Source organism: Pseudomonas sp. F3-2 (assembly GCF_038804275.1).
Lineage (GTDB): Bacteria > Pseudomonadota > Gammaproteobacteria > Pseudomonadales > Pseudomonadaceae > Aquipseudomonas.
The window spans coordinates 2,320,323-2,345,061 of the sequence record NZ_CP152388.1; the positions used below are offsets into that span (position 1 = coordinate 2,320,323).

The 24,739-nt window shown below is 60.5% G+C and carries 27 protein-coding genes; 12 read left to right on the forward strand and 15 right to left on the reverse strand.

Annotation, left to right across the window (positions count from 1 at the left end):
- Positions 1–30: 30 nt before the first annotated feature.
- Entirely contained in the window at positions 31–447 is a 417-nt protein-coding gene (locus AAGQ88_RS10670) for a hypothetical protein (protein ID WP_342655273.1), read from the reverse strand.
- 133 nt (positions 448–580) lie between these two features.
- Between AAGQ88_RS10670 and AAGQ88_RS10675 the strand changes: the two genes are divergently transcribed.
- Both AAGQ88_RS10675 and AAGQ88_RS10680 read left to right on the forward strand, forming a co-directional pair.
- Complete coding sequence (locus AAGQ88_RS10675; RefSeq protein WP_342655274.1) at positions 581–1,288, forward strand: hypothetical protein; 708 nt, start codon at positions 581–583, stop codon at positions 1,286–1,288.
- 137 nt (positions 1,289–1,425) lie between these two features.
- A complete protein-coding gene (locus AAGQ88_RS10680) occupies positions 1,426–1,767 on the forward strand; it encodes a hypothetical protein (RefSeq protein WP_342655275.1) in 342 nt (113 codons plus the stop codon).
- Positions 1,768–1,822: 55 nt separating this feature from the next.
- Here AAGQ88_RS10680 and AAGQ88_RS10685 read toward each other — a convergent pair whose 3' ends face one another.
- Together AAGQ88_RS10685 and AAGQ88_RS10690 are read right to left on the reverse strand one after the other, a co-directional pair.
- Complete coding sequence (locus AAGQ88_RS10685) at positions 1,823–2,281, reverse strand: hypothetical protein (protein WP_285424631.1); 459 nt, start codon at positions 2,279–2,281, stop codon at positions 1,823–1,825.
- A gap of 255 nt (positions 2,282–2,536) precedes the next feature.
- Positions 2,537–3,442 (reverse strand): LysR family transcriptional regulator, encoded by a 906-nt coding sequence (locus tag AAGQ88_RS10690; protein ID WP_342655276.1) that lies wholly within the window; start codon positions 3,440–3,442, stop codon positions 2,537–2,539.
- A 161-nt stretch (positions 3,443–3,603) separates the two neighbouring features.
- Here AAGQ88_RS10690 and AAGQ88_RS10695 point away from each other — a divergent pair, with 161 nt between their 5' ends.
- The 3 genes from AAGQ88_RS10695 to AAGQ88_RS10705 all read left to right on the forward strand — a co-directional run bounded on the left by AAGQ88_RS10695 (position 3,604) and on the right by AAGQ88_RS10705 (position 5,923).
- A complete protein-coding gene (locus AAGQ88_RS10695) occupies positions 3,604–4,353 on the forward strand; it encodes an SDR family oxidoreductase (protein WP_342655277.1) in 750 nt (249 codons plus the stop codon).
- 109 nt (positions 4,354–4,462) lie between these two features.
- Positions 4,463–5,425, forward strand: a complete 963-nt coding sequence (locus AAGQ88_RS10700; protein WP_342655278.1) for a quinone oxidoreductase — start codon at positions 4,463–4,465, stop codon at positions 5,423–5,425.
- A gap of 99 nt (positions 5,426–5,524) precedes the next feature.
- Complete coding sequence (locus tag AAGQ88_RS10705) at positions 5,525–5,923, forward strand: nuclear transport factor 2 family protein (protein ID WP_285424635.1); 399 nt, start codon at positions 5,525–5,527, stop codon at positions 5,921–5,923.
- 42 nt (positions 5,924–5,965) lie between these two features.
- Here AAGQ88_RS10705 and AAGQ88_RS10710 read toward each other — a convergent pair whose 3' ends face one another.
- Both AAGQ88_RS10710 and AAGQ88_RS10715 read right to left on the reverse strand, forming a co-directional pair.
- The gene (locus AAGQ88_RS10710) at positions 5,966–7,504 is read right to left on the reverse strand and encodes an ATP-binding protein (RefSeq protein WP_342655279.1); all 1,539 of its coding nucleotides are present in this window, start codon (positions 7,502–7,504) and stop codon (positions 5,966–5,968) included.
- 121 nt (positions 7,505–7,625) lie between these two features.
- Entirely contained in the window at positions 7,626–8,270 is a 645-nt protein-coding gene (locus tag AAGQ88_RS10715; RefSeq protein ID WP_342655280.1) for a response regulator, read from the reverse strand.
- Between the two features lie 386 nt (positions 8,271–8,656).
- Between AAGQ88_RS10715 and AAGQ88_RS10720 the strand changes: the two genes are divergently transcribed.
- The 6 genes from AAGQ88_RS10720 (at position 8,657) to AAGQ88_RS10745 (ending at position 15,695) form a co-directional block, all read left to right on the forward strand.
- The gene (locus AAGQ88_RS10720) at positions 8,657–9,199 is read left to right on the forward strand and encodes a kinase inhibitor (RefSeq protein ID WP_342655281.1); all 543 of its coding nucleotides are present in this window, start codon (positions 8,657–8,659) and stop codon (positions 9,197–9,199) included.
- Between the two features lie 263 nt (positions 9,200–9,462).
- Positions 9,463–10,467: a helix-turn-helix domain-containing protein gene (locus AAGQ88_RS10725; protein WP_342655282.1), complete on the forward strand. Its 1,005-nt coding sequence runs from the start codon at positions 9,463–9,465 to the stop codon at positions 10,465–10,467.
- 132 nt (positions 10,468–10,599) lie between these two features.
- Positions 10,600–11,802: an NAD(P)/FAD-dependent oxidoreductase gene (locus AAGQ88_RS10730; RefSeq protein WP_342655283.1), complete on the forward strand. Its 1,203-nt coding sequence runs from the start codon at positions 10,600–10,602 to the stop codon at positions 11,800–11,802.
- Positions 11,803–11,875: 73 nt separating this feature from the next.
- Positions 11,876–13,330, forward strand: a complete 1,455-nt coding sequence (locus tag AAGQ88_RS10735) for a mechanosensitive ion channel family protein (RefSeq protein ID WP_342655284.1) — start codon at positions 11,876–11,878, stop codon at positions 13,328–13,330.
- A gap of 523 nt (positions 13,331–13,853) precedes the next feature.
- Positions 13,854–14,534, forward strand: coding sequence for a nitroreductase family protein (locus AAGQ88_RS10740; protein WP_342655285.1), 681 nt, complete (start codon positions 13,854–13,856; stop codon positions 14,532–14,534).
- Positions 14,535–14,714: 180 nt separating this feature from the next.
- Positions 14,715–15,695: an MBL fold metallo-hydrolase gene (locus tag AAGQ88_RS10745; protein WP_342655286.1), complete on the forward strand. Its 981-nt coding sequence runs from the start codon at positions 14,715–14,717 to the stop codon at positions 15,693–15,695.
- An 87-nt stretch (positions 15,696–15,782) separates the two neighbouring features.
- Here the strand turns inward: AAGQ88_RS10745 and AAGQ88_RS10750 are convergent, their stop codons facing one another.
- The 4 genes from AAGQ88_RS10750 to AAGQ88_RS10765 form a co-directional block, all read right to left on the reverse strand.
- Positions 15,783–16,106, reverse strand: a complete 324-nt coding sequence (locus AAGQ88_RS10750; protein WP_342655287.1) for a hypothetical protein — start codon at positions 16,104–16,106, stop codon at positions 15,783–15,785.
- Positions 16,107–16,160: 54 nt separating this feature from the next.
- On the reverse strand, positions 16,161–16,922 hold the full coding sequence (locus tag AAGQ88_RS10755) for an SDR family NAD(P)-dependent oxidoreductase (protein ID WP_342655288.1): 762 nt from the start codon (positions 16,920–16,922) through the stop codon (positions 16,161–16,163).
- 133 nt (positions 16,923–17,055) lie between these two features.
- A complete protein-coding gene (locus AAGQ88_RS10760; protein WP_342655289.1) occupies positions 17,056–17,907 on the reverse strand; it encodes an N-acyl homoserine lactonase family protein in 852 nt (283 codons plus the stop codon).
- Positions 17,908–18,089: 182 nt separating this feature from the next.
- The gene (locus AAGQ88_RS10765; RefSeq protein WP_342655290.1) at positions 18,090–19,157 is read right to left on the reverse strand and encodes an alkene reductase; all 1,068 of its coding nucleotides are present in this window, start codon (positions 19,155–19,157) and stop codon (positions 18,090–18,092) included.
- A gap of 197 nt (positions 19,158–19,354) precedes the next feature.
- Here AAGQ88_RS10765 and AAGQ88_RS10770 point away from each other — a divergent pair, with 197 nt between their 5' ends.
- Positions 19,355–20,323 (forward strand): LysR family transcriptional regulator, encoded by a 969-nt coding sequence (locus AAGQ88_RS10770; protein WP_342655291.1) that lies wholly within the window; start codon positions 19,355–19,357, stop codon positions 20,321–20,323.
- 71 nt (positions 20,324–20,394) lie between these two features.
- On the opposite strand, the gene alc is transcribed toward AAGQ88_RS10770, so the two are convergent.
- The 6 genes from alc to AAGQ88_RS10800 are packed head-to-tail and all read right to left on the reverse strand — an operon-like array spanning position 20,395 to position 24,733.
- Positions 20,395–21,390, reverse strand: coding sequence for an allantoicase (gene alc / locus AAGQ88_RS10775; protein WP_342655292.1), 996 nt, complete (start codon positions 21,388–21,390; stop codon positions 20,395–20,397).
- Positions 21,391–21,422: 32 nt separating this feature from the next.
- Positions 21,423–22,106: an urea carboxylase-associated family protein gene (locus AAGQ88_RS10780; protein ID WP_093458151.1), complete on the reverse strand. Its 684-nt coding sequence runs from the start codon at positions 22,104–22,106 to the stop codon at positions 21,423–21,425.
- A 24-nt stretch (positions 22,107–22,130) separates the two neighbouring features.
- A complete protein-coding gene (locus AAGQ88_RS10785) occupies positions 22,131–22,787 on the reverse strand; it encodes an amino acid ABC transporter permease (RefSeq protein WP_342655293.1) in 657 nt (218 codons plus the stop codon).
- On the reverse strand, positions 22,787–23,446 hold the full coding sequence (locus AAGQ88_RS10790; RefSeq protein ID WP_342655294.1) for an amino acid ABC transporter permease: 660 nt from the start codon (positions 23,444–23,446) through the stop codon (positions 22,787–22,789). The genes AAGQ88_RS10785 and AAGQ88_RS10790 overlap by 1 nt, the downstream gene beginning before the upstream one ends.
- 3 nt (positions 23,447–23,449) lie before the next feature.
- Positions 23,450–24,094, reverse strand: a complete 645-nt coding sequence (locus tag AAGQ88_RS10795; RefSeq protein ID WP_342655295.1) for an urea carboxylase-associated family protein — start codon at positions 24,092–24,094, stop codon at positions 23,450–23,452.
- A 21-nt stretch (positions 24,095–24,115) separates the two neighbouring features.
- Positions 24,116–24,733 carry an urea carboxylase-associated family protein gene (locus AAGQ88_RS10800; RefSeq protein ID WP_342655296.1) on the reverse strand — a complete coding sequence of 206 codons (618 nt, stop codon included), beginning with the start codon at positions 24,731–24,733 and terminating at the stop codon, positions 24,116–24,118.
- Positions 24,734–24,739 lie beyond the last annotated feature (6 nt).

The window sequence follows — 24,739 nt, forward strand, 5'->3', positions numbered from 1 at the left end:
GACAGCAATCGATCCATTGCAGTCGTTCAGTTATTGGTTTCCATAGCTCGCGGTCCAGCTGTTCCAAGCATCTTCGTTTCGCGCATAGACAGAAATAGGCAGGAAATTCCGTTGTTTTGGGAAAGTGTTGGACACGAATTCTCCGGACAACGAAATAGCGGGGCTGAGCGCCGCTACGACATTTGTCATAACGACGCTGGCACATTCCCGCTCCCCATCCGTCGGATCACCGTCGAACTCGAATCGCCCACGCAGTCGCCCATCATCAGCGATATCGAACGACACGGACCTCAGGCGTGGGGGAATTTCACCCAGCAAGGCGCGCTGCGCCACGAGACGAACTTCGGATTCGGTTGGAAAAGCTGTCGTTTGCATGACCGATAACTCATATAGATTGTTGATGTCTGCTTCTGGCCGATAGCCGCCGGTGCGAAGTAGCGGCAGCATCAGAGGGCGATTGTCGTGTGCGTTTCGAAAACCACGTGGTTCCACACTGCTCTCAAGCGTCGGTGGAATTCATGGAGCATTCTCGCTGATACACTGCTTTTTGTTCTGACAATTGCCAATCGGCTGGAGTGAAATGGATATCAGAGAATTTTGCCTCGCTCATAAATTTGATATGGGCAAGTGTTCGGTCGCGTCAGGCGGTGGTAGTTTTGGATTGGCTGACCTTGAGACCTCACCGGTCGAGTTTCTATCGCTGGCGGAGGACGATTTTGAACGGGGCGGATTGGCGGCTCTTGTCAACGCTACGGCCAATGCAAAACGTGCCATTGTCAGCCAACTAGATCAATTGCTGACCTCTTTTGGCTATCCGTCATTCAGATGGAACGTGCCGAAGAAGATTGAACGTCTTAGGGCTTTGGGACTACTCGCGCCGAGTCTGTTGCGAAAAGTCGTAGATATGCGAAATGTTCTTGAGCATGAGTACGTAACTCCCGAGATTGGAAGCGTTGAAGAAGCGTTGGATATCGCGAGTCTATTTGTAATGTCCGCATCGGCGATGTTCATTCCATTTGAAGACGTCTTGGAGTTTTCACGTCCTGAGTCAGGTGTGAGGGAGGGGGCGGTCACACATATCACTGCGGGATTGAACCGAAAGGCTGGTAGGGTTTACTACACAGTTTACGCATACGAACCTGGCGAGTATGCGGGGCGTTGCGTTGGTCAGTGTGAGATAGAATCAGGGCATGTCATGTTCGAAGCTATGGTTAAGCTTTCTGCATCGATGATGCTTCGATACAAGGTCAACCAGGCGCTCAGTGATTTTGAGAGAGCCGTTACGTAACCATGAGTGCTCGTGAAATTGGGGCGGCGCCCTGAGTGGCAGCTTTCGACCCAGAGCAGCCGCTCACTCTTGATTGGACTGCGTTCAACAAACCGAACAGCCTGAATCTACCCTCTCTGATATAAGGACTTTCGCTCATGAAAAATATTCAAATCATCGACGGCGCACTCAATTGCGTCTACGACATCTTTTCCTGTGATGAAGCATCATTTAACACCTTGTTTCCTGCGGGCACGGATATCGCGTTCTCATCGGAAATATGGGAAAGAGAAGAAGACGTTGAACTTGAATCTATTTTCCGTAGGCTCTGGGAAAGTCCCGTACCCAAATCCCAAGCGATGGGCATCCATGGGATTATCTTTTATGGGCTCGACGACAAAAAACAGTATTACCCAAGCCGCCGGGATGAGGATGCTATGAACCCAGATGGTTCAGCCATTCGCGCCGGTGGCCGTACATCCGATCTGGCTCAGCCCTAGGACAGCTGGGTCCTGGAGGACGGCTTCCCACCCAGATCGGGTATATCGCTGAGGGTCATGGGGTCAGTAGTCCGAGGCGGTGTGCTTCAAGGCTCACACTCATTGGTTTGTCTTTCAGCACTGGCTTATGCCCAAGCAGGGCAATGGCCTGCTCAAGGCTGTCGTTTGAAGGTACGAGCAGCGCTTGAAGGCTATCAGGGTTAATCACTCCCCAGTTCGACAAATCATGGCAACCGCTACCGGCGCATATTGCCTGATAAATGATTCGGCTAGCATGATTCGCATCGGTGTCGCATTGACCGCCCACGAAGTCCACATTGCTATACCGCAAGATTGTTGAGCGTGGGCCTCGTTCAACTCGGAGGATAACGTCTGCGCCTTCTGTAGAGCGCAATGGCATGGTCGTATCCACCGCGATGGTGACAGTTGCGCCACCGCACTGAAATTGTTCTTGTGCAAATGCGGGTAATGAAAGGATGGCCATGGCAATTGAGAGGGCTGCAATCCGTAGCATGAAAAGAACTCAGTTGTTTGATGAGCAAATCTTATCAGCGCGTTGAGAACTAATGAATTGGATAGATCTTCGCTTTCAGAGACAAGACGGTGACCATTCCTCGCCTTAGCTGCTTGCTCCAAAGCACGGCCGTATTCTCGGTGAATCTTGGACCGAACGCGCTCCCGGCCCACCGCACTCAAAAACCACCGATAACAACCACCCCAGCCACTCACCCACGCTTCAAACCTGCGCCCCAAGCTCGTGTGCAGTGTGTCAACGCAACCCCTTCGCCTCGAACAGCTCGACCAGCCATTCCACGAAGACCCTGACGCGGGCGCTGAGGTGTCGGTTGGGGGAGTAGACGATGTAGATCGGGTTCGGCTCCAGCGACCAGTCTTCGAGCAGTGGTATCAGCGCGCCGGACTCGAAATGCGGTTCGGCCATGAACATCAGCGTCTGCAACACGCCCATACCCGCGAGCGCGGCGGCGAGCAGGGCGTTGGAGTCGTTCACCGAGACAAAGTAATGGGCGTCCACCGAGATGCGCTCCTCGCCTCTGACGAATTCCACCGGCAGGCGTCGTTGGGTGCCGGCAAAAAAGTAGCGAACCATCTGGTGGTTCGTCTCAAGGTCGGTCGGGTGCAGCGGTGTGCCGTGGCTGGCCAGATAGGCCGGCGTCGCGCAGGTGACGAACTTGAGGCTGCCCAGGCGTCTGGCGATCAACGATGGATCGCTCAGGGTGCCGCCGCGAATGACGCAGTCGACCCGATCACCGAGCAGGTCGACGGGCCTGTCGCTCACGCCGATGTCCAGCTGCAATTCCGGGTAGCGCTTCTGGAATTCCGGCAACGCCGGCAACACCAGCATGGTCGCCATGGTCGAGCCCATGTCTACTCGCAACCGCCCGTGGGGGCGAGCCTGGGTGCTCACCAGGTCCGACTCCGCCTCCAGCCACTGATCTACCACCCGCACCATGCGCTCGTAATACGCGGTGCCGTCATTGGTCAGCGAAATGCGCCGCGTGGTGCGGTTGAGCAGCTTGACGCGCAAGTGGGCTTCCAGCGACTGGATGTGTTTGGTGACGGTGTTGCGTGGCAGGCTCAACGCTTGCGCTGCCTTGACGAAGCTGCCTGCCTCGACCACCTGAATAAACGCTTTGACTGCCGTGAAATAGTCCACGTGATGATTCGCCTTTCGAGATAGAGTCAGCAGGCATTAGCCCGTTTAAAGGAACAGTGGTGTCCTTTTTAGCTAATTTATCCCGCGCTGGCTATCTCATACATTGGCTCCACCGAAACGAAGCCCGCCATTCCGGCGGGCTCCAAGTGGAGATCAGACAGATGACTCAGCAACTGCAAGGCAAGGTGGCATTGGTCACCGGCGGCTCTCGCGGCATCGGCGCCGCCATCGCAAAACGTCTCGCCGCAGAAGGCGCTCATGTCGCGTTCAGCTACGCGAAATCCGCCGAGCAGGCGCAGCAAGTGGTCGCCGACATAGAACGTCATGGCGTGCAGGCGCTGGCCGTTCAGGCTGATCAGGGCAACCCGGCGCAAGTGACTGCGCTGGTGAGGCAGGTCCATCAGCATTTCGGTCGCCTGGATGTCCTGGTCAACAGCGCTGGCGTCTTTGTCACCGGCCCCGTTGGTGATCCCGACGCCGACATCGCAGCGTTCGACCGTCAGCAAGCCGTCAATATCGGTGGCGTCGTGACTGCTGTGCGCGCGGCAGTCGGCCTGATGAGCGACGGCGGGCGGATCATTTCGCTGGGTACCACCGGCGCCGATCGCGTGCCTTTTCCCGGCGCAGCCGATTATGTCGCGACCAAAGCGGCCGTTGCGGCCTACACCCGTGGCTGGGCCCGGGACCTGGGGCCCAGGAACATAACCGTGAACGTCGTCCAGCCGGGCGCGATCAACACCGAGATGAACCCTGAAACCGCCGACCATGCACCGTTCCTTGCCGGCCTGGCCGCATTGGGTCGCTACGGTCAGCCAGAGGACATCGCCGCTGCCGTGGCCTTTCTCGCTGGGCCCGAGGCGTCCTACATCACCGGCGCGACCCTCAATGTCGATGGCGGCCAGAGCGCCTGATCGACTCCTGAGCCCATGATCCGGTCAGCAGTGCCGCCATTCATCGCGCGGCACCGCTCGATCCCAGGCTTGGGTTTTCACTGACAACATTTCCATCGCCGAGGCGGCCATGACTCAACGCATCCGGATTTACCAGCAAGGCGCACCCGCAGTCCTTCATTACGAAACCTTCGACCTGGAGCAGCCCTCCCGTGAGCAGGTGCTCATCCGTCACGAAGCCATCGGCGTCAATTTCGTCGACACGATGTTCAGGGATGGTACGTTCAAGGTGCCGCTGCCGTTCAGCATGGGCGTAGAGGCGGCAGGTGTCGTCGAGGCCGTCGGGCGCGACGTGCAGCACCTGAAAGCGGGTGATCGCGTGGGTTATTTCTTCGCGTTCGGTGCTTACGCAGATCGCCGGGTGATCGACGCCAGCGCATTGATCAAGCTTCCCGACGACATCGCCAGTGAACAGGCCGCCGGGCTTCTGTCCAAGGGGCTCACGGCGTGGGCGCTGCTCAAACACGCGCACAGGGTCAAGGCCGGCGAAAGCGTGGTCGTGCATGGCGCCTCCGGTGGGGTCGGCAGTTTGCTCGCACGTTGGGCGAAATCGCTGGGCGCCAGGGTCATCGCGACCGTGGGGTCCGCCGGCAAGGCAGACATTGTCGAGGGCTGGGGACTCGATGCGGTGTTACGTTCGGATCAGCCGGATCTGGCTGGACAGATCAACGCCGCCAACGGCGGGCCTGGCGTCGATGTGGTGTACGACCTGATCGGTCGGCAGACGCTGGACGCTTCGATCAGCGCCCTGCGTGACGGCGGCGACCTCATTCACGCCGGTAATGCGTCGGGCGGCATCACTACGGACCCCGCGCGGCTGTCCGCACGTAACATCCGATACCTCCAGCCCTCAACGCCGCACTACGTCAACGCGCAAAACCAGGGCATGGCTGCATCGGAATTGTTCGAGCGATTTCGGGAGGGTGCGCTGGGCGATCTGGAGCTCGCTCGCTATCGACTGGATGAGGCGGCATTGGCTCATCACGCCATCGCGGCGCGCAAGCATACCGGCTCGATTGTGTTGATCCCCTGAGGCTGACCCGCGCGCCGCTCATCCGCCCCTCTGTGCAAATGACCCGGCGCTGCCACAACCTGTTTACTCACGATTACGACCCAACCAAAAGGAAACACCATGACCTCTTCAACTCAAGCAAAAACGACTGCCGAGCCTGACTACGACGCGCTCCTGCGCGCCAACCTGACGCGGGTGTTCAACGAGCGGGATCGTGCCCTGCGCGAGGCTGCCATCGCTGAGCTCTTTTGCGCCGAGCCGACACTGTATGAGCCGGCCGGGATCGTCACCGGTCAGACCGCGATTTCGGACGTCGCCGGCGCGCTGCTGGAACAGTTCGGCGCTGATTTCTCGTTCGCAGCCACTGGCATCGCGGTGGGGCATCATGGCCTGGGTTACCTGAAATGGCAGGCGGGCCCAGCCAACGGGCCGGTCGTTGTCAGCGGTGTCGATGTGGCAGAAGTCAGCGACGGCAAGATCACCCGGCTCTGGGTGCTGCTGGATGCACCGCAGGCGTGAGGGAACGGTGGTGACGATGCGCATCAAGGCCGTCCGCGCAGGTCACCACGGCCGTCGAACGGTGGGCAGCGAGATGAAGAACGAGGCGCCGCTCGCATTGTTTTGCGCCCAGATCTTGCCGTCATGAGAATCGATGATCGACCGGCAGATCGACAGGCCCATGCCCATCCCGCTTTCCCGCGTGGTGAAGAAGGGCGTGAACAGCGATGGCAGCATGTCGGGCGCGATTCCCGGCCCGCAATCCGCTACTTCGACGATCACCTCGTAGGGCGTGACGAAAGTCCGGACGTGCAGCATTCGCCGCTTCTGTTCGATGCCGCTCATGGCCTGCCGGGCATTGACCAGCAGATTGATCAACACTTGCTGCAGTTGAATGCGGTCTGCCGACACCCATGAGTCCTCCGCCGTCAGGTCCAGATGGGGACGAATGTGGTTGTGGGCCATTTCGTACTGCAACAGCGCAAGGGATTCCCTGACAATCTCGTTGATCGGTTCGGGGCGCCGGATCGGGTCGGATTTACGCGCCAGCGCCCTGACGCGACTGATGACTTCACTGGCCCGGTGTGCGTTGTCGTTGATCCGCTGCAGACCCCGGATGGCCTCGGCGATGTCCGGTTGCGGCCGATCCAGCCAACGGCGACAGCCATCGGCGCTGCTGATGACGGCGGTCAGCGGCTGATTGACTTCATGAGCGATGGACGCCGTCAGCTCACCCAGCGTTGTCACCCGGCACATGTGGGTCAACTGCGCCTGCGTCCGGTACAGCATCTCCTCAGCCTGCATCCGCTCGGTGACGTCCATGACGGCGCCAAGGTATTCGACGCGATCGTCCTGCACGAACAGTGCGGTGGCCACCATGTGGATGTGCTTGATGCGGCCGTCCGGCATGAGCAGGCGGTGGCGTATCTCGATTTGCGGCTCGCGCTGCGCTGCCAGGTTGAAAACGTGATGAATCAGTCCGTGATCTTCCACCGGCGTGCGCGCCAGGATCATTGACTTCGATACCGGAATATTGATCGGGTACTCGAAAATCCGCGCGCTTTCTTCTGACCATGCCATGAGTTCGGTCACACCGCTGAACGTGACGCTGCCGGTCTGGCTCAGGCACTGGGCGCCGGTCAGGTAGATCTGGTGCTGGCGCAGATGATCGGACGCCTGCTTGGCCCGCGCCGCGAGAAACCCGATGGCCGATAATGCCGTCAGACACCGCACGAAACTGGTGAAGGAATCCCAGTCCTGATAACCGTGGTCGACGAAAAACATCACCACAATCGTCGCCATGCACAGCAGCGATACGCCGATGACGGTGCGGATCGTGAAGACGTTGGCGGCCATCAACAGCAGCGTCACGTAGATCACCGTTGCGGCAATGTCGCGGTGGTGAGGGGCGGTGTTGATCACCGCGATGCCCGCAGTCACCACCAGGCCGATGGCCCAGATCAGCCAGGTTTCGTAGCGACTCTTACTGACGTGGATTAGAGGACCCGAATTCGCATGGCCATTGAGCGCAGTGATGGCGCGGGACGTGAACGGGTTGAACCCCCTGGAAGTGCGTTGCCTGAACGATTCATTTTCACGCATGGCGCTGGGCTGTTCCTTTCAGTTGGGGGTGTCGACAAGCACTCAAATGCCCGGTGCGCCAACGACGTGGGCTGCGCGCCGATGGATGACCCGGACCTTCGATCGTTGATTGCGCCTGCGTCTAGGAAGGCTGAGTGTCGAGACGCAGTTTCAGGGCTTCGGCCATGCGCACCAGTTCCGCGAAGGTTTTGGCGTTCATTTTTCGCATGACATTGGCGCGATGAATCTTCACTGTGATCTCGCTCAGGCACACTTCGCTGGCGATCTGTTTATTCATCAGCCCAGAGGCGGCCAGTGCCATGACTTGCCGTTCGCGCGCGCTCAATGTCCGGAAGTGATTGATCAGTTCGGTGTGGCCTTTGCTGGTTTCGCGCTGTTCGGCATCCTTGCGCAAGGCCAGGCTGACGGCGTCCAGCAGGTCCTGCTCGCGGAACGGCTTGGCCAGAAAATCCACCGCACCGGCTTTCATGGCTTTAACCGTCATCGCGATGTCGCCATGACCGGTCATGAACACGATCGGCAGCGTCTCTCGGGACTTCACCAGTTCGTTCTGGAAGTCCAGGCCGCTGATGCCTTGCAGCCTGACGTCCAGTACCAGGCAGCTGGTGACGTCGGGTCTTTTGAACGTGAGGAAATCGGCCACTGAAGCAAACAGCTCGACTCGCCAACCGATGGAGCGCAGTAAGCTGCTCAGGGACTCACGTAACAACGGGTCGTCATCGACGATGTAGACGCAGGCCGTCTCGCTGGTCATGGTGCTAGTCATCTGACTGGTCATCTGAAAGGTGCCCTTGGGTCCGGTGCCGCGGTTGGAAATGCTCTTGCCGGGGACGTGCAAACAGGTGCAAAACCCGATCAAGTCTAAGAGAGCCGATGCGCCAGGCAAACGACATAAACCCCGGAATTCCTGCCAATTCCCGGCAGCCCGTTTAGCCGTCAGCGTTGCGCCGACGATCCAGGCCTCTTCCCGGCTGAAGCTTGTCCTGCGCGCGCCGCTTGCTCGGCCTGCAGTCGAGATCGGCGAGGGTTGATGACGCTCGGCCAGGGCTGGGTTTTGTTCACCCGACGCCTCAAAAACATGCCTTGGTATGAGTGCCCGCAAGGGCTGGACGACCTACCGTGTTCGTTGTCCAGACATTCGATGAGGTCGCCATGAAGATAAAACTGATTCCGCTAGCCGTTTGCCTGGGGGTATCGCTCACCGCCCATGCCGCCGATTTCGCGCTTACCAGTCGCGACATCGCCGACAACCGCTCGCTGACCCGTCGTGAAGTGTTCAACGGGTTCGGCTGCGAGGGTGGCAACATATCGCCCGAGTTGTCATGGCGTCATGCGCCCGAAGGTACGAAAAGTTTCGCCGTGACGGTCTACGACCCGGACGCCCCGACCGGGAGCGGTTGGTGGCACTGGACGGTGTTCAATCTGACGGCTTCAACCCACGGCCTGCCAAGCGGGGCCGGTGCCCATTTGCCCGTCGGGGCAGTGCAGGGGCGCACCGATTATGGTCAGCCGGGATTTGGCGGCGTGTGCCCGCCAGTGGGCGACAAACCTCATCACTATCAATTCACGGTCTGGGCCTTGAAGGTGGAAAAACTCCCGCTGGATGAACAGGCCAGTGGCGCGCTGGTGGGCTACATGCTCAACGCGAACGTGCTCGGCAAGGCGACGATCACGCCCACTTACGCGCGCCACTGACACCGGCTCAAGCGGCAAGACGACCGGGGCGCTCCGCTGTTTGTGGACCCGGTCGCGGATGCGTTGTCCGGCTGGCGCGTGATCGCGCAGTCGTCCCTTCGCTCGTCGCCCACGCCGTTTCATCCAGCTGGCAGTCATCGCTGCAGGGATGACGCGGCGATTGCGGCAACACCCTCGCACTCACTACACAAGCCCGCCAATCCAATGAATACTGATGTGCGCGTGTGTCCGCGCCTACCTTTTGTTTCCAGGAGACATCCCTCATGACCAGTTCTGCGCTCTCGGCGCCGTTCAGTCGTCCTCGCACGGTGTTGTTCGTGGCCTATCCGCAGGTCGGGCTGCTGGACCTGACGGGCGCGCAAACGGTCTTCTGGGTGGCGAGCAGGGCGGTGAAAGCGCTCGGTTTGCCGGGTTATCACTGTCCGACGGGCAGCATCGCGGGCGGTATCACGCCCACGGCCGAGGGCGTCGCGGTCGACACCCGAACACTGTCCTCGCTGGTCGATGAGCCGGTGGACACGATCATCGTACCGGGCTCGCCGGAAATCCTCACCGCGATGGAAAACAACCCCGACGTGATTGACTGGATCGCGCAGCACGCGCCCCAGGTGCGGCGCACCGCGTCGGTGTGCAGCGGGGCGTTTCTGCTGGCTCAGGCCGGGCTGTTGAACAGCAAGCGGGCTGCGACGCACTGGGCGATGTGCGACATGCTCAAGGCGCGCTTTCCTGCCGTCGAAGTCGATCAGGACGCCATTTTCATCCAGCAGGGCATGATCTGGACCTCGGCCGGCGTCACTGCCGGTATCGACCTGGCACTGGCGCTGGTCGAAGAGGACTGCGGGCGCGACATCGCCATGAAAGTCGCCCGTGAATTGGTGGTGTTCATGAAGCGTCCAGGCGGCCAGTCGCAGTTCAGCGAGATGCTGCAGTCGCAGATGAACGATGGCGACACCTTCGCCGGGTTTCATGTCTGGCTGACCGAAAACCTGCGCCGCGAAGATCTGGACGTCGAGACGCTGGCGCGCCAGGCCAACATGAGCGCGCGCAATTTCAGTCGGGTCTACAAGCAGAAGACCGGCCGCAGCCCGGCCAAGGCGCTGGAGGTTTTTCGCCTCGAAGCCGCACGTCGGCTGCTGGAAGATTCGGACCGCAGCATCTCCCAGATTGCCTGTGCCTGCGGGTTCGGCGACGAGGAGCGGATGCGCGTGACGTTCCAGCGTCATCTGGCGATTTCGCCTCGGGACTACCGCGTGCGTTTCTCTCGCTGAAGGCTCTGCAACGGGCTTCCTGGCGCAGGATCGATGTCTGCCATCGTGCTGGCAGAATTTCAGGGTTTTATGTCGTTTACCCGTTTCTCCTACGCTCCTAGCATGCGTACAAACAGCCTGGAGCACAAAACGATGAAACAACAAATTCTGGTCATTGGCGCTGGATTCGGTGGGGTATGGAGCGCGTTGAGCGCTGCGCGGCAGTTGGACCTCAATGATCGTCAGGACGTGCAGATCAGCGTCCTGGCCCCTCAGGCCGAATTGCACATCCGACCGCGTTTCTATGAAGCCGATGTGCACGAGATGAAAGCCGAATTGCACGCGCTGTTCGATTCCACGGGAATCAAATTCGTGCAGGGCACCGCAGACAAGATCGACCCGGTCGGCAAAACGGTCGAATACGTCGAAGCAGGCGGCAGTCGCCAGTCGTTGCCTTACGACCGGTTGGTGCTGGCGACCGGCAGCCACGTGTTGCGTCCGAACCTTGAGGGCGTCGCGGAGCACGCGTTCGACGTCGATACCCTCCAGGCAGCAGCCCGGCTGGAGGCGCACTTGCACGCGCTGGCCGGGCAGCCGGATTCCATCGCCCGCAACACCGTGGTGGTGTGTGGCGGCGGGTTCACGGGGATCGAAACTGCGACGGAAATGCCGCATCGACTGCGTGCAGTGCTGGGCGAGGAGGCGAACGTTCGGGTCATTGTGGTCGAGCGCGGTGCGAAAATCGGTGCGGCGTTTGGCGAAGGCATCAGCCCGTCCATCGCTCAGGCCAGCGAGGCGATGGGCATCGAGTGGTGCCTGGGCGCGACCGTCGCCGCCGTCGATGGCGGGGGCGTGATACTCGATGACGGTCGCCGCATCGAATCGCACACCGTGATCTGGACCGTGGGTTTCCGTGCAAGCCCGCTGACCGCGCAGATTCCGGGGGAGCGTGATCCGTTGGGACGCCTGTATGTGGACCACAACCTGAAAGTGGTCGGACAGCCGGACATCTATGCAGCGGGGGATACCGCGTACGCCGCGACCGACGATCTGGGCCACTTTGCCGCGATGTCCTGCCAGCATGCGATCTCGCTGGGGCGGCACGCAGGCAACAACGTCGCTGCCGAGCTGATTGGCGCGCCGACCCGACCCTACAGCCAGCCCAAATACGTCACCTGCCTGGACCTGGGCGAGTGGGGCGCGGTGTACACCGAGGGCTGGGATCGTCAGGTCAAGCTGATCAAGGATGAAGCCAAAGCGCTCAAGCGTCAGATCAACTCGGTGTGGATCTATCCACCGGTGGCTGACCGGACGTCTGCGCTGGCGGCGGCAGATCCCTCGATCCCCGTGGCTTGACCGCACACATCGTGTACTGGCCTGTCCCGGTTCTTCCGGGACGGGCTTTGTTCGTGGAAGGCCGGGAGACGCCATGCTGGACATTCCGCAACTCTGCACGCTGATTGCCGGGTTCGCATTACTTGCGGCTGACCTGCTGGTGTGGCATCTGACGCCCGCCGTTCGCATACTGCGCCGAACCCTGGTGCGCATTACGCTCTTGCTGCTGTTTTCCTGGTTGATCATCGCCGCAGGCGTCAGCCCGCTGCAGCCCTCGCCTTGGCCTGACGATGTGGCGCTGAACATGCTGAGCACGGTGCTCGCCGTCTTGTGGTGGTTTTTCGCGGCGCGCACGCTCACCGTTGTGCTCAGCGCGATGTTCTTCAATCGCGGCGAACATGCCGCGCGCCTGTTTCAGGACATTCTGGGCGCGGGGATTTTCCTGGTCGCGATCGTCGCCGCCGCGGGTTACGTCATGCAGTTGCCGGTCAAGGGGCTGCTGGCGACGTCCGGGGGCATGGCGATCGTTGCGGGTCTGGCGCTGCGCAGCACCCTGAGCGATCTGTTCTCCGGCATCGTGCTCAACACCACCAAGCCCTATCAGGTCGACGATTACGTGCAGATCGACAGCATCGAAGGGAAGGTCGTCGACATCGACTGGCGCGCGACCCACCTCATCACCTCTCACGGCAGCATGGCGGTGATTCCGAACTCGATTGTGGCGAACGCCAAGGTCCTCAATTTCAGTCGTCCAGTGGACATCCATGGCGTCAGCATCACCCTGCAGGTCTCGGCACACGTGCGCCCCGGTCGGGTGATCGAGGCGCTGGAGCGAGCTTGCCAGGGCACGCGTCAGTTGCTCGCATCGCACCCTGCCAAAGCATCGGTGAAAAGCTCAGGCGCCGAATTCATCGAGTACGAAGCGCGAGGTTTCATCGCCTCGTTGAGCCAGCGCACCGAGGTCTGCAATCACCTGTTCGACCTGGCTCACCGGCACCTGGAAGCGGCGGGGATACAGCTTGGCAGTTCGGCCGGCGGGGCAGGCGCGCAGGGTTCGGAAACGCAGCGCTGGAATCGGCAGCGGTGGCTGCTGGAGGACGGGAAAATCTTCCGCTCCTTGAGCACCATTCAGCGTGACCAACTGGCTCAGGACATGCGCGTCATGGAATGCCCTGCCGGACATGTGGTGCTTGAGCTGGCCGAGGTTTCCGACTTCCTGATGGTGATCAGCACTGGCGTGGTCTCAGCGTCCATACATGACGGCGAGCGGCTGATCGAGGCGGCGCGCATGGGCCCCGGCGAGGTGCTGGGCGAGGAGGGGGTTCTGACAGAAGGGCGCTCGCGGGCGCAGTTTCGTTGCCTGACTGGTTGCGTGCTGTTGCGCATCGACAAAGCCACGTTGCGCGGGTATCTGGAGCAGGGCGACGAATTCAAGGCGGCGTTGAACAAGCTGCAGGTGTTTCGACAGGGCGTGCGGCAGTCGCTCTTGTTGCAAAAGCCGGTCGAGATCAAAAAGGGCGGTTTTCTGCGTTGGCTCAAGAGCGCCTGAAGGCGCAACGGCATTGATTGCAACATTCCGACCGGCGCATGTCCAAGCGCCCGATCCGCATCTAGACTCCCGGCTAAAGCCGGTCCTGCGGGTTGGCACTCCACCCAGCCCAGTGGATGCACGCAATGTTTTTACAAAATCGGGGCTCCAATCGGTCCCCCAGAGTGCACGCAATGTTTCAGTAGGACCGGCTTCAGCCGGGAAGAGGCCGGTGAGTACGCTGGGATTCTGCGGTGTAACGCCCGACGTCTTTCCGGCTAAAGCCGGTCCTACGGGTTGGCACTCCACCCAGCCCAGTGGATGCACGCAATGTTTTTGCACAATCGGGGCTCCAATCGGTCCCCCTGAGTGCACGCAATGTTTTAGTAGGACCGGCTTCAGCCGGGAATGGGCCGGTGAGTACGCTGGGATTCTGCGGTGTAACGCCCGACGTCTTCCCGGCTAAAGCCGGTCCTACAGGTTGGCACCAGCCGGGTGAAAACTGCGTGTCCATTTCATCGACCTCTACAAGCAGCCCGAAACGATGGCCGAGACATTTCCAATCGATCAATTGATTCAGGCGCGACGCTCGAAGCGGGGCTATCTCGAAAAGCCCGTGCCGCTCGACACCGTCAGGGAGATTCTTGACGTCGCGCGCTTCGCGCCAAGCTCCAGTAACAGCCAGCCATGGCGCTGCATCGTGCTGACCGGTCGCACCCTGGGCCGCGTGACCGACAACGCCGTGCAGCTATATCGCTCGGCGCCGGAAAGCCTTGCCCCCGAATACCTGTTTTTTCCCGCTGAGCTTCACGAGCCTTATGCGCAACGGATCAACTCATTCCGTAACCAACTGGGTGACGCCCAAGGCTGCCCGCGCACGGAAAAGGCCGTTCGGATGCTCAACCTGGAGCGTCAGTATCGGTTTTTCGATGCGCCGGTCGGGATCATCTTCACCATGGACCGCAAGCTCGAACGGGCGAACTTCATCTGCTACGGCTGTTTTCTGCAAAACATCATGCTGGCAGCCAAGGCGCGAGGACTCGACACCTGCCCCCAGCAGATCTGGGCCCTGCAACATTCAATGCTGCGCCAGACGCTGGATATTCCGGCCGACCACATGGTCATCGCAGGGATGTCGTTGGGGTGGGCTGACCCTGATCTGTCGGAAAACCGCCTGGAGACGCCACGAAGCGTACTGAGCGAAGTGGTGACGTTCTTCGACTGATTTCGCGGTTGCCAAAAAGTGTCATGCGCAGCCCTGATTGAGGATGAAAAATATATACCCAAGTGTGGTTCCGGGCCTTGCCGGCCGCGGCGCAGACTTTCTCCACGAGCGATTCGGCGCTCCCGTGGCGACCCGTGTCGCCGCCCTTGAAAGTCCGCAAAATGCTAAAGGAGAACCACCATGGCAACTTACCTCAATCATCCCGCGCCACACGCATCGGCATCCCTGCAAGGCAGTGTTGCCCGGCTACCGGCACCGGACGAGGGGCGCATCGGTCAGGCGGGTTTCGAAGAGCTCGTGCCCTCCCGTTACGCGCTGCGGATCGGCGAGATCGACGTGATGGTGGTCAGCGACGGCGTGCTGCCGTTGCCTACTCAGACCATGTCCACCAACGTCGAGCCGGCGGAGCGCGCCGCCTGGTTCAAAGAGATGTTCCTGGGGCCGGACGCCTTCGACTGGGCACTGAACGTTTTGATCGTGCGCAGCGGTGAAAAGGTCATCCTCGTCGATGCGGGGCTGGGCGGGCAATTCCCCGGATTCCCCCGCGCCGGACAATTCCCCAAACGTCTGAAGGCCGCTGGCATCGAGTTGTCCTCGGTGACGGACGTGATCATCACCCACATGCACATGGACCACATCGGCGGACTGCTCGTCGAAGACGTGAAACGCCAGCTGCGTCCGGACATACGCATTCACGTGGCGGCAGCCGAGGTTGCGTTCTGGGAGGCGCCGGACTTCACGCACACGTCCATGCCGGAGCCGGTGCCGGAGGTTTTACGATCCACCGCCAGGCAATTCATCAGTCAATACGGCCGCCATGTGCGCACGTTCGAAGACGCATACGAAGTGGCGCCGGGCGTGGTTGCCAAGGTCACCGGCGGCCATACGCCAGGGCACTGCGTGGTCTACGTAGACTCCTGCGGACAACGACTGACCTTCGCCGGTGACGCTGTGTTTCCCGTCGCGTTCGAGCACCCTGACTGGCAAAACGGTTTCGAACACGATCCAGAGGAGTCGGTGCGCGTGCGTGTTCGTCTGCTGCGAGAGGCGGCGGCCAGTGGCGAACTGTTCGTTGCGACCCATCTTCCATTTCCCTCGGTCGGCCGGATAGCCCACGACGGCGACGCCTTCCGTTGGGTCGCTGGCTTCTGGGACTACTGATCACTCAGCCGGGCTCGATTCAGCTTCCGGTACTCGGTCGATAACGTGAGACGCCCGCACTGAAACTCAGTCAGTGAAGCGCCTGATTCAGGTATCGCCTGCTGACGTCGATGTTGGCCGGGGAAAGCGGACGTTGGATACCGCTATCGGAATGACGCATGCCAGTGCGAGCAGCGAGCCCAGTGTGAAAGCGCTGCCTATGCCAAGGCGGTCGACCAGCTCGCCCCCGGCGAACGATCCCGCCGCCAAGGCCACGTGGTAGACCGTCACCATCAGCGCCGACCCGATTTCGAAACGTTCCGGCGCGACGCGAAAGGTCCAGATCTGGATACAGGTCTGGATCGACGCGAAGGCTGTCCCCCATAACACTGTCGCCGCTACGCTCGCCAAGGGTTCGGCGCAGGTGATCAATGCGACAAAGGACTCGGGGGCGAGTGGACTCCATGCCCCCGATGATGGCGTCGCTCAGGCCATCGGGACCGGGTTGTCGACGAAAGATTGATTGAGTGCGTGAACCATCGCGTGCTCCTGGGAGCCGGGGTTGTCCCGAGCCGCCTGTATCGACGCCACCACCACTTCCGGAATGTCCGTGGCGAGTCCTGCCATGGTTTGTTCGATATAAGCGTCCAGCGGCATGGCTCGCGGGTCGTCGCTCTTGTGGATCAGGTCGGTGTTAACCCACGGTGGCGCGATTTCCTGAACGCTCACGGAGGTGTCGCGCAACGCGAACCGTTGAGAAAGCGCGTAGGAGTGCAGAGCCGCTTTCGTCGCGGAATAGACCGCGTTGCTGGCCAGCGGTACATACGCCACCACGGACGTGTTGTGAATGATGACCGAACGGGGTTGGGATTTGAGCTGATCGATCAATGCGCTGGTCAATCGGATCGGCCCAAGCAGATTGGTGGCGATGATCGCGTCAGTGGTCTCATCGTTGATGCGCCCGGCTGCATCATCGAACGGCATGATCCCGGCGTTATTGATGACGACGTTGAGTGACGGATAACGCTCGATCAGTGTCTTCGACACTTGCGCAATGCTGGCGGGATTGCTGATGTCCAGTTCGATTGCATCCATGCCGGGATTGGCGCGAGTGACTTCATCGAGTAACGCCTTGCGGCGGCCGGCGATAATGACTTTGTTGCCCAACTTGTGAAAAGCCTCTGCCAGACCACGGCCGATGCCTGAAGTACCGCCTGTGATGAAAACAGTGTTGTCGGTCAGTTTCATGAAGTTATGCCTTAAGAGTTGAGCGGACGAGCGAGTGCGCACTGTGGCACTCGCTCGTCAACGAGGTCAGTCGAAATGGATAAGCTTGTCAGTGTAAGTTGCGTTGTTCAGCGTCTACGGCAATGACGGAAGTTCAATCGAGAAACAGTGGAAGTTTCGGCAGCTTTTGGTTGTCTTTCGGCTCATGCTGAATCACCAGCGTGGCATGGGTGCTGGCAATAATGTCGTCAAGCTTCTTGCCCGAGCTTATCGTTTGATCGTGATTGTAATTCCACGTCGGTACTTGATGGCGTTCATGGTTCTCGGTGAAGTGCCACTGATCACCCGAGAGGATATACGGGCCGGCGGTCTTCAAGTTCAGCAACAGCGCCATGCTTCCAGGCGTATGGCCGGGCGTCTGGATGGTCTTGAGTGTACCGTCACCAAACAGGTCGACATCGCCATCGATGACCCTGACCCGCTCACGTTTTTTACCCGAAATATGCGAACTGAACAGGTCCTCCATGATGTAGTGCTCGGAGGCCACCTTGGTGTCGGCCATTGCCTCAAGCTCTGCGCGCTGAATGATCAACGTGGCGTTGGGGAAATCATTGACCTGGCCTGAGTGGTCGAAGTGAGCATGGGACACCGCGACGTATTTGATGTCGTCCGGGCGAAAGCCCAGATCGCCGATTTGATCGACAGTGGTTCGGTCCAGTTTGGTGGTGAACGAACCTTCGGTGAGCGGGCCGGCCAGATATTTCTTAGGCAATCCGGTGTCCCACAATACCCAGTCTTCACCGTGCTTGATCAGATAGCAGGACATGACGATGTCATAAGACTGCCCTTTATAAAGACCGGTATCAGACATCAGTGATTTGTCGCCGAGGGTCATATGCCCGCAGTCGAGTCGGTACATCTTGAGTTCAGGCGCAGCGGCATAAGTTTGTCCCATGGCGATCAGGTACAACGCGCCGGCAGCTGCTAATGACAGAAAACGCTTCATGAGTAATATCCTGCTCGTTACGAAACATTGAAAAGAGTGAAGTCGTTAAAGACACCGTGTCGGCGACACCGCTGTCATCAGCGGTTATCCGAGAAGTTCAGCATGTCTCAAAGAGTGCGCGGTTACTGCGCTGCATAAGGGGCGTAATCGATATAGCCTTTTGCCGTTCCGACATAGAACGTTTACCGGTCCGGTATTGTCAGCGGCCAACCATTTTTGAGTCGCGCGACAAGATCGGGGTTGCCGATATAAGGTTGCCCGAAGGCGGCGAAATCGATCAGTTCCGCGTCAACAAGGTCTTGGGCCCGCTCCAGTGTCATGTCACCTGCAAGAATGAGTGCGGTGTTGCCCAATGCCGCCTTGCAACGCTTGAGCAAGTTGCGCAGCGACTGTTCCTGTTCGGCGCCTTCGCCGCCATTCAGGAAAAAATGAGACTGATCCATGACGTGAACATAGGCCAGGCCGCGCTCGCTCAAGCCGGCACACAATGCCGCGTAAGTTTCATCGATCTGCGGATAGACCGGCATGTCGTAGAGCTGGCCGTAGGGAGAGATGCGATAACCCACCTTGTCTGCGCCGATGCGTGCACTGACCGCATCGACCACTTCAAAGGCGAAGCGCAGGCGATCCTCCAGGTTCTGCGCTGAGTAGCGGTCGGTGCGATCGTTGACCAGAGGATTCATGAACTGCTCGAACAGATAGCCGTTTGCGCCGTGGATTTCGACTCCGTCAAACCCTGCCGTCATCGCATTTTCGGCGGCCTGTGCGAACTGCTCGACAATCTCCGCTACCTCTTCGGTCGCCAATGCTCGGGGCGTCGAAGTCTCGACGAATCCGGTTTTGCCGTCCTCGGTATAGGCATAGACCGTGGCGCCTTTGGCAGGCTTGTCGGTCGAGCTGACCGGCGCCTTGTTGCCTACTTGAAGGGATGTGTGGGATATCCGTCCAACGTGCCATATCTGAGCAAACATCTTGCCGCCAACGCTGTGCACGGAATCGGTGACAAGCTTCCACCCGTCAATTTGCTCCGGGCTATAGATTCCCGGGTTGTAGAGATAGCCGTGGCCTTCCCTGGAAACCGGCGTGCCTTCAGAAATGATGAGGCCCGCTGTAGCGCGCTGCGTGTAGTACAAAGCCAACTGTTCATTTGCAACCTCATTGCGCGCTCTCGAACGCGTCAGTGGCGCCATGACGATACGGTTATCAAGCGACAAACCCTTGAGGTCGGCTTTTGCGAAGAGATTATCCATTGCCTGTTTCCTGTATGGGTGACACGGCTGATTGGTCATGCTGTCGACCACACCAGCCGGGGGCTGGCAGTCGACTGGCTGACGAGTGAATGAAGTCTAGGGTTATGCTGGATACGCTACAATTCGTCCGTCCGGCAAAAGACTAATGCTGAAAAAGCATGTCAGCTGCAGTCTTTCTGGTCATCTTGCGAGCGACGATGGTTCGTGAGGTCAAATCTCTGCTGCATTTTGGGGTGGTCATGCAACTGAAGGCTCAGCGGTACCTGGCAATGGTCGCGACCACAGGCAGTTTCTCGGCAACGGCGCGGCACTTCCGCGTGCCGGCTTCATCGGTCTCACGGTTCATTGCCGCGCTGGAAGTGGAGGCAGGGCAGCAGCTGCTTTACCGAAACACCCGTGGCGTCAAACTGACCGAAGCGGGTGAGCGTTACTATCTGCAAATCCGCACGGTGCTGGAGCTGCTCGATGCTGCGGACGAAGAGCTGGCAGGCAACGTTGGAAAAATCCGTGGGATTGTCCGGGTCAACGCCCCTGCCACGTTCGGTCGATTGCATCTCGGCAAGCTGGTCACTGAACTGCGGTCTCTCTATCCGGACCTGATCATTGAGGTGACGGTCACGGATGAGCTGATCGATCCGGTGAAGGAGGGCGCGGACATCGTCTTCCGGATAGGGCATCTGGAAGATTCTGGTCTCATTGGAAGGCGCATCTGTGAGCAGCGTCATGTCTTGTGCGCAAGCCCGGAATACCTGAGCCAGCATGATGAACCCCAGACCCCTGATCAGCTCAGAGACCATTCGTGTCTGGTCCACATCACAAACGGGGGCTCGGAGCGATGGTACTTCCGTGGTCCCGAAGGCGGACTGCCCACTGCGGTGGATGTGACGGGGCCTATTCGAAGCAACAACAGTGAACTGCTGCTGCATGCCGCTCTGGCGGGCGAGGGGATCGTTCTGGTGCCTTCCTGGCTGTTGAAAAGCGACGCCTTCAAGACGCGACAATTAAAGCGTCTGCTGCCCGGGTTTGAGGGGGCGGTGAACGCTGTGCCGAGTCAGATGCATCTGATTTCACCCGAGAACAGGCTGCGCTCACACAAAGTGCGTGCCGTGTGGGACTTCCTGATCGAGGCCATCGGGTCGCCGCCTTATTGGGACTCAACCTCGTAAAGCCCCAGGCGGCTGCCCCGGTTGTGCCTGCCCGCAGCCAAGGCGCCGTCCCTGTTTGTCCCGGTCACGCGTTACCGCGCCGGTTTGCCGAACAAACGCAGCCGGCTGACGCCACCGTCCGGGAACACGTTGAGCCGCACGTGGGTGACGGGGCCCAGCTTTGCCAGCTCATCTGCGTAGACGTGCTCGCGATCCATCTCGGTTTTCTGCGGTGTCAGGAGTTCTCGCCAGAACAGGCTTTGGGTTTCGATCTGGCTGTCTGTGCCGCCTTTGACGCAAGCGGCCTGAATCGAGACCCGATCCGGGTAGTTGCCTTTGTAGTGCAGCGTGTCGATGACCACTCGCTCGATTTCCCCGGGAACGCCGAGGGCGACGATCACCCAGTCGTTGCCAGGTGTGCGTCGGCGCGCGGTTTCCCAGCCTTCGGCCATGACCGCAGCACGGCCCGGATTGAGGATGTTGCCCATTTGTCCATAGTGCTCGTCGGAGCAGGCAATGGCGCGACCGCCATTGAGTGCTGCGCACAGGTCGACGGTGTCCGTGGCGCTCACCGCCGACCAGTCTTTGTGCGGCACGCCATACACCCGCAACCGCGCGACGCCGCCGTCGGGAAAGATATTCAGGCGCAGGTGGCTGTAAGGCCGGGAATCGTCGATGGCATGGAGGTGGTGACTGTTGCCGTTCAACTCGACGGCGCCGAGCACCTCGGTCCACACGGTGGTGTCATCCGGATCGCCGACAGCCAGGAAGCAGGCGTCCAGTGAGGCCGAAGGCGGAAAGTTGCCGGTGAAGAACGACGTGTCGATGTCCACCCCCTTCAGAGTGCCGGCCACGCCCAGGCGGATGATCGCGTGATCGTAGCCCTCGTGGCGTTTGCGCCGCGACTCCCAGCCGTCCATCCATTTGCCGTTGTCATCGAACACATCGGCTTTGAAGACGGCAGGTGTGTGCTGGAACAGCCGGTTCACGTCAGCGAACCAGTCGTCGGTCACAGACAGCGCAACGGTGCCCAGCCGTGCGTCCGCCAGGTTGAGGTATTTCTCGAATGCGTGTTTGACGGTGTTCATGAATCACCCTGTTTCAGAAAGTAAGACGCCGGTCAACGCTGCGCGGCCTTGACGTGATCCGGGACCCACGGGCCCTTGACGGCGACGGCGGCGAACGCCTCGTCGATGACCTGCAATTGCGCATCCTTTGGCGTGTTGTCGCCCTGGCCCTGGATGTTGACGATGTCCTGCGGGCAGGCCGAGAAGGCCACGAAGCAATCCATCTCGGCGCGCAGGGTGATGTAGTCACCAGGGCGGGTGACCGTCGGCAAGGTGGCCAGCGTAATGTTGTCCGGCTGCACACGGATGTTCATGAAGATGTTGAACGAGGCAAGGTTGCGGCGCGGGGGCGTGACGCCCAGTTCCAGCATGCCTTCGAACAGGTTGTCGCTGCAGTTGCGATGATAGTGGGTGCACCCGAGCAACTCGTAGCGGCGGCGATCGCAGGCTGCCATGAAGGTGTCGTGCACACCGGGCGAAGTGTCCTCGACCACGGTCAGGATCGGATGACGTGCGTTGGTGACGAAGCTGTCGCCGACCACCGGGTTCAAGTGCTGCGTCCATACGCGCGTGGCTTCCATGCACATGAATTCTTCGAGGTCGTAGGCGTTCCACGCCCAGCAGTCGACCACCTGGGTGCCATGGGTATTGATGACGCGCACCGATTGCCCGGCTTTCAGGCGCACGGCCTTGCCGTGGCCGGCGGGAATGGTAAGGGACGCGAGAGGGACAGACATGGACAGACTCCTGTTCAGAATGGGTCAGACCGCACGATGGCGGATGAGGCGACGCTCGAGGGCGCCGGCCGCGGTGTCGAGCAACAGGGTGATCAGCCAGTAGGCAATGGCGACCACCAGATAGATTTCGAGCGGGGCGTAACTGGTGGAAATGGCCTGCTTGGCGGCATACATGAACTCTTCCACGCCGACCACCGACAGCAGCGCGGTGTCCTTGACCAAGCCGATGAGCAGACCCACCGAGGGTGGCAATGCCACCGGCAACGCTTGCCTGAGCAGCACGTGGCGCAGGGTTTCCAGGGGACTCAGGCCCAGCGCCGCGCTGGCTTCGTATTGCCCCCGGGCGATGCCGCCGAATGCTGTGCGCAGGACCTCGCCCATGTACGGCCCGTAATACAGCGTCAGCGCGGTCACGCCGACTGCGGGAGAGCTCAGCGTGACGCCGTATTCGGGCAGGATGAAGAACAGCAGATAGATCAGCACCAGAATCGGCAAGCCGAGCACGAAGTCGATGTAGGCGCGCACCGTCGCGCGCAGCCACGGACTGCCTTTTCGCAGTGCCCACGCCAGCAAGGCGCCTAGGGCAAGCGCCGTGCAGGCCGACACCAGGCTCAGGCGCAGGGTGATCAACAGCCCGGCGCCGAGGTCCGGAGCGTTGTCGAGAATCGCCGACCAATCCATCAATGGCTCCTTGCGCGGTTGAAGCGCCTTTCAAGGCGGCGCGCCACTTTCAGCGTCGGCCAGCAGATCAGCAGGTAACCGGCCACCACCAGCGCCAGTACCGGAGTGGCCTGGTAGGTGCGGGCGATCACCAGTTGTCCGGCGTACGTCAGCTCAGTGACCGCGACCACCGAGGCCAGCGGTGTGGTCTTGACCACCAGGGTGAATTCGTTGACCAGCGCCGGCAGGCTGCTGCGTAACGCCTGCGGCGCCGACACGTACCACCACACCTGGAAGTCCGACAGCCCGAGCGCGTGGGAGGCTTCGGTCTGGCCATGGGGCAGGGTGCGGTAATTGGCACGCAGAATCTCGGCGACATAGGCCGCGCTGTTCAGACCGATTGCCAGCACTGCCGCGAGCAGCGGTTTGCCTCCCAGACCGATCAGTGGCAGCGAGAAAAACACGATGAACAGCTGCACGATGGAGGGCACGCCGCGCATCAGGCTGACGTACAAATGCCCGATGCCGCGCCACAGTGGCAGAGACCGTCCGCGCAACCACCAGATGACGTGACCCATGACAAAACTGGTGACGGCTGCCAGCACCGTGAGTTCGAGTGTCACCCACAGGCCTCGGCCCAGATCTGGCAGGGCATTGAGCATTTGTGCGCTTGAGATCATCGATTAAACCGCAAAGTCGCTGAGGTCTTCGGCCACCGACAGTTCAACCGCGCCGGGGATGTCGTTGCCCGCGATGCCGGTGCAGCACGTGGACACCACGAAGAGCGTGTCCAGCACCACGCGGCAGGTGACCGAGTCACCGGCCTTGACAGTATTGGGCTGTGGCGACAGCGTCCCTTGCTGATCCAGCTGCACATGCATGAACAGGTTGATCGGGTCCGGAAGCTTGGGCTGCTCACGGCCCAGACGGCGAAGCTCACCTTGTAGCGCTTCGACGCAGCCCGTTTGCCCGGCATAACCGTTGGCGGCGAGGAACGACGTCGTCGAGGCTGGCAGCAGCAGGTCGTGGCGACCGACGCTGTCCTTGCCCAGCACCATCACCGGGCGACGACGGTTATTGACCATGCGCATGCCCGCGCCCAGCACGTAGGAATTGCTGAACACGCGCGTGTGGTGCACCGACAGATGCACGTCCGGCTCGATTTCGCTGAAGCCGAACAGGCTCGCGACGGCGCCGTCGTTCAGCGCCGTGATGCGCAGCAGTTGCCCGCGCTTGACCAGGATCGAACCGGCAGTGCCCGCTGCGACGCTGACCGTTTGCAGGGGCAACGGCGCGCGGGTTTCGGTGGCGTCTTTCATTAACAGCATGGGGTACTCCTTGAAAGTCTGTCAGGCGAATGGCGGCTGGTCATCGGAGATGACGATATCGATGGGCGTCACCAGCAGGCCGTTGCCGGGGATGATGTCCTGCGGGCACGACGACACCGCGCACACCAGGTCTTTAAGGGCACGGAACACGATGCGATCGCCTGCCTTGCTGATCGGGTCGGTGACTTGCATCCGGCAGTCGGCCGTCACCGGGCCGTTCTGAAACAGGTTGAACGGCTCGGGCACGTTGACCGCTGACACGCCGTACTCACGCAGGCCTTCGTGCATGTTGTCCAGGCAATTGCGGTGCCCGTCCACGCCGAAATCGACGCTGAAACGCGTGCAATCGCAGGCCGGGACGTTGGCGTCGTGCACGCCGACCGTGTCGTGCAGCACGTGAAGCAACGCCTCGTCGGCATTGGAGTACAGGCAGTCGCCGACGCTGAAAAACAGTGAGTCCAGACGCCGGCGGGTGTGGGTGGGCGACAGGTATTCGTCGGCCTGACCGTTGACGATGGCGACAAAGTCGGCTGCCTGCTGGCCGTCACGATCGATCACGGTAATGAACTGGCCGCGGCGTACTTCGAAGGTCCGGCCATGCCCGGCAGGGACATGAACGTGGGTGGTTGGCGAAGACATGGAGGT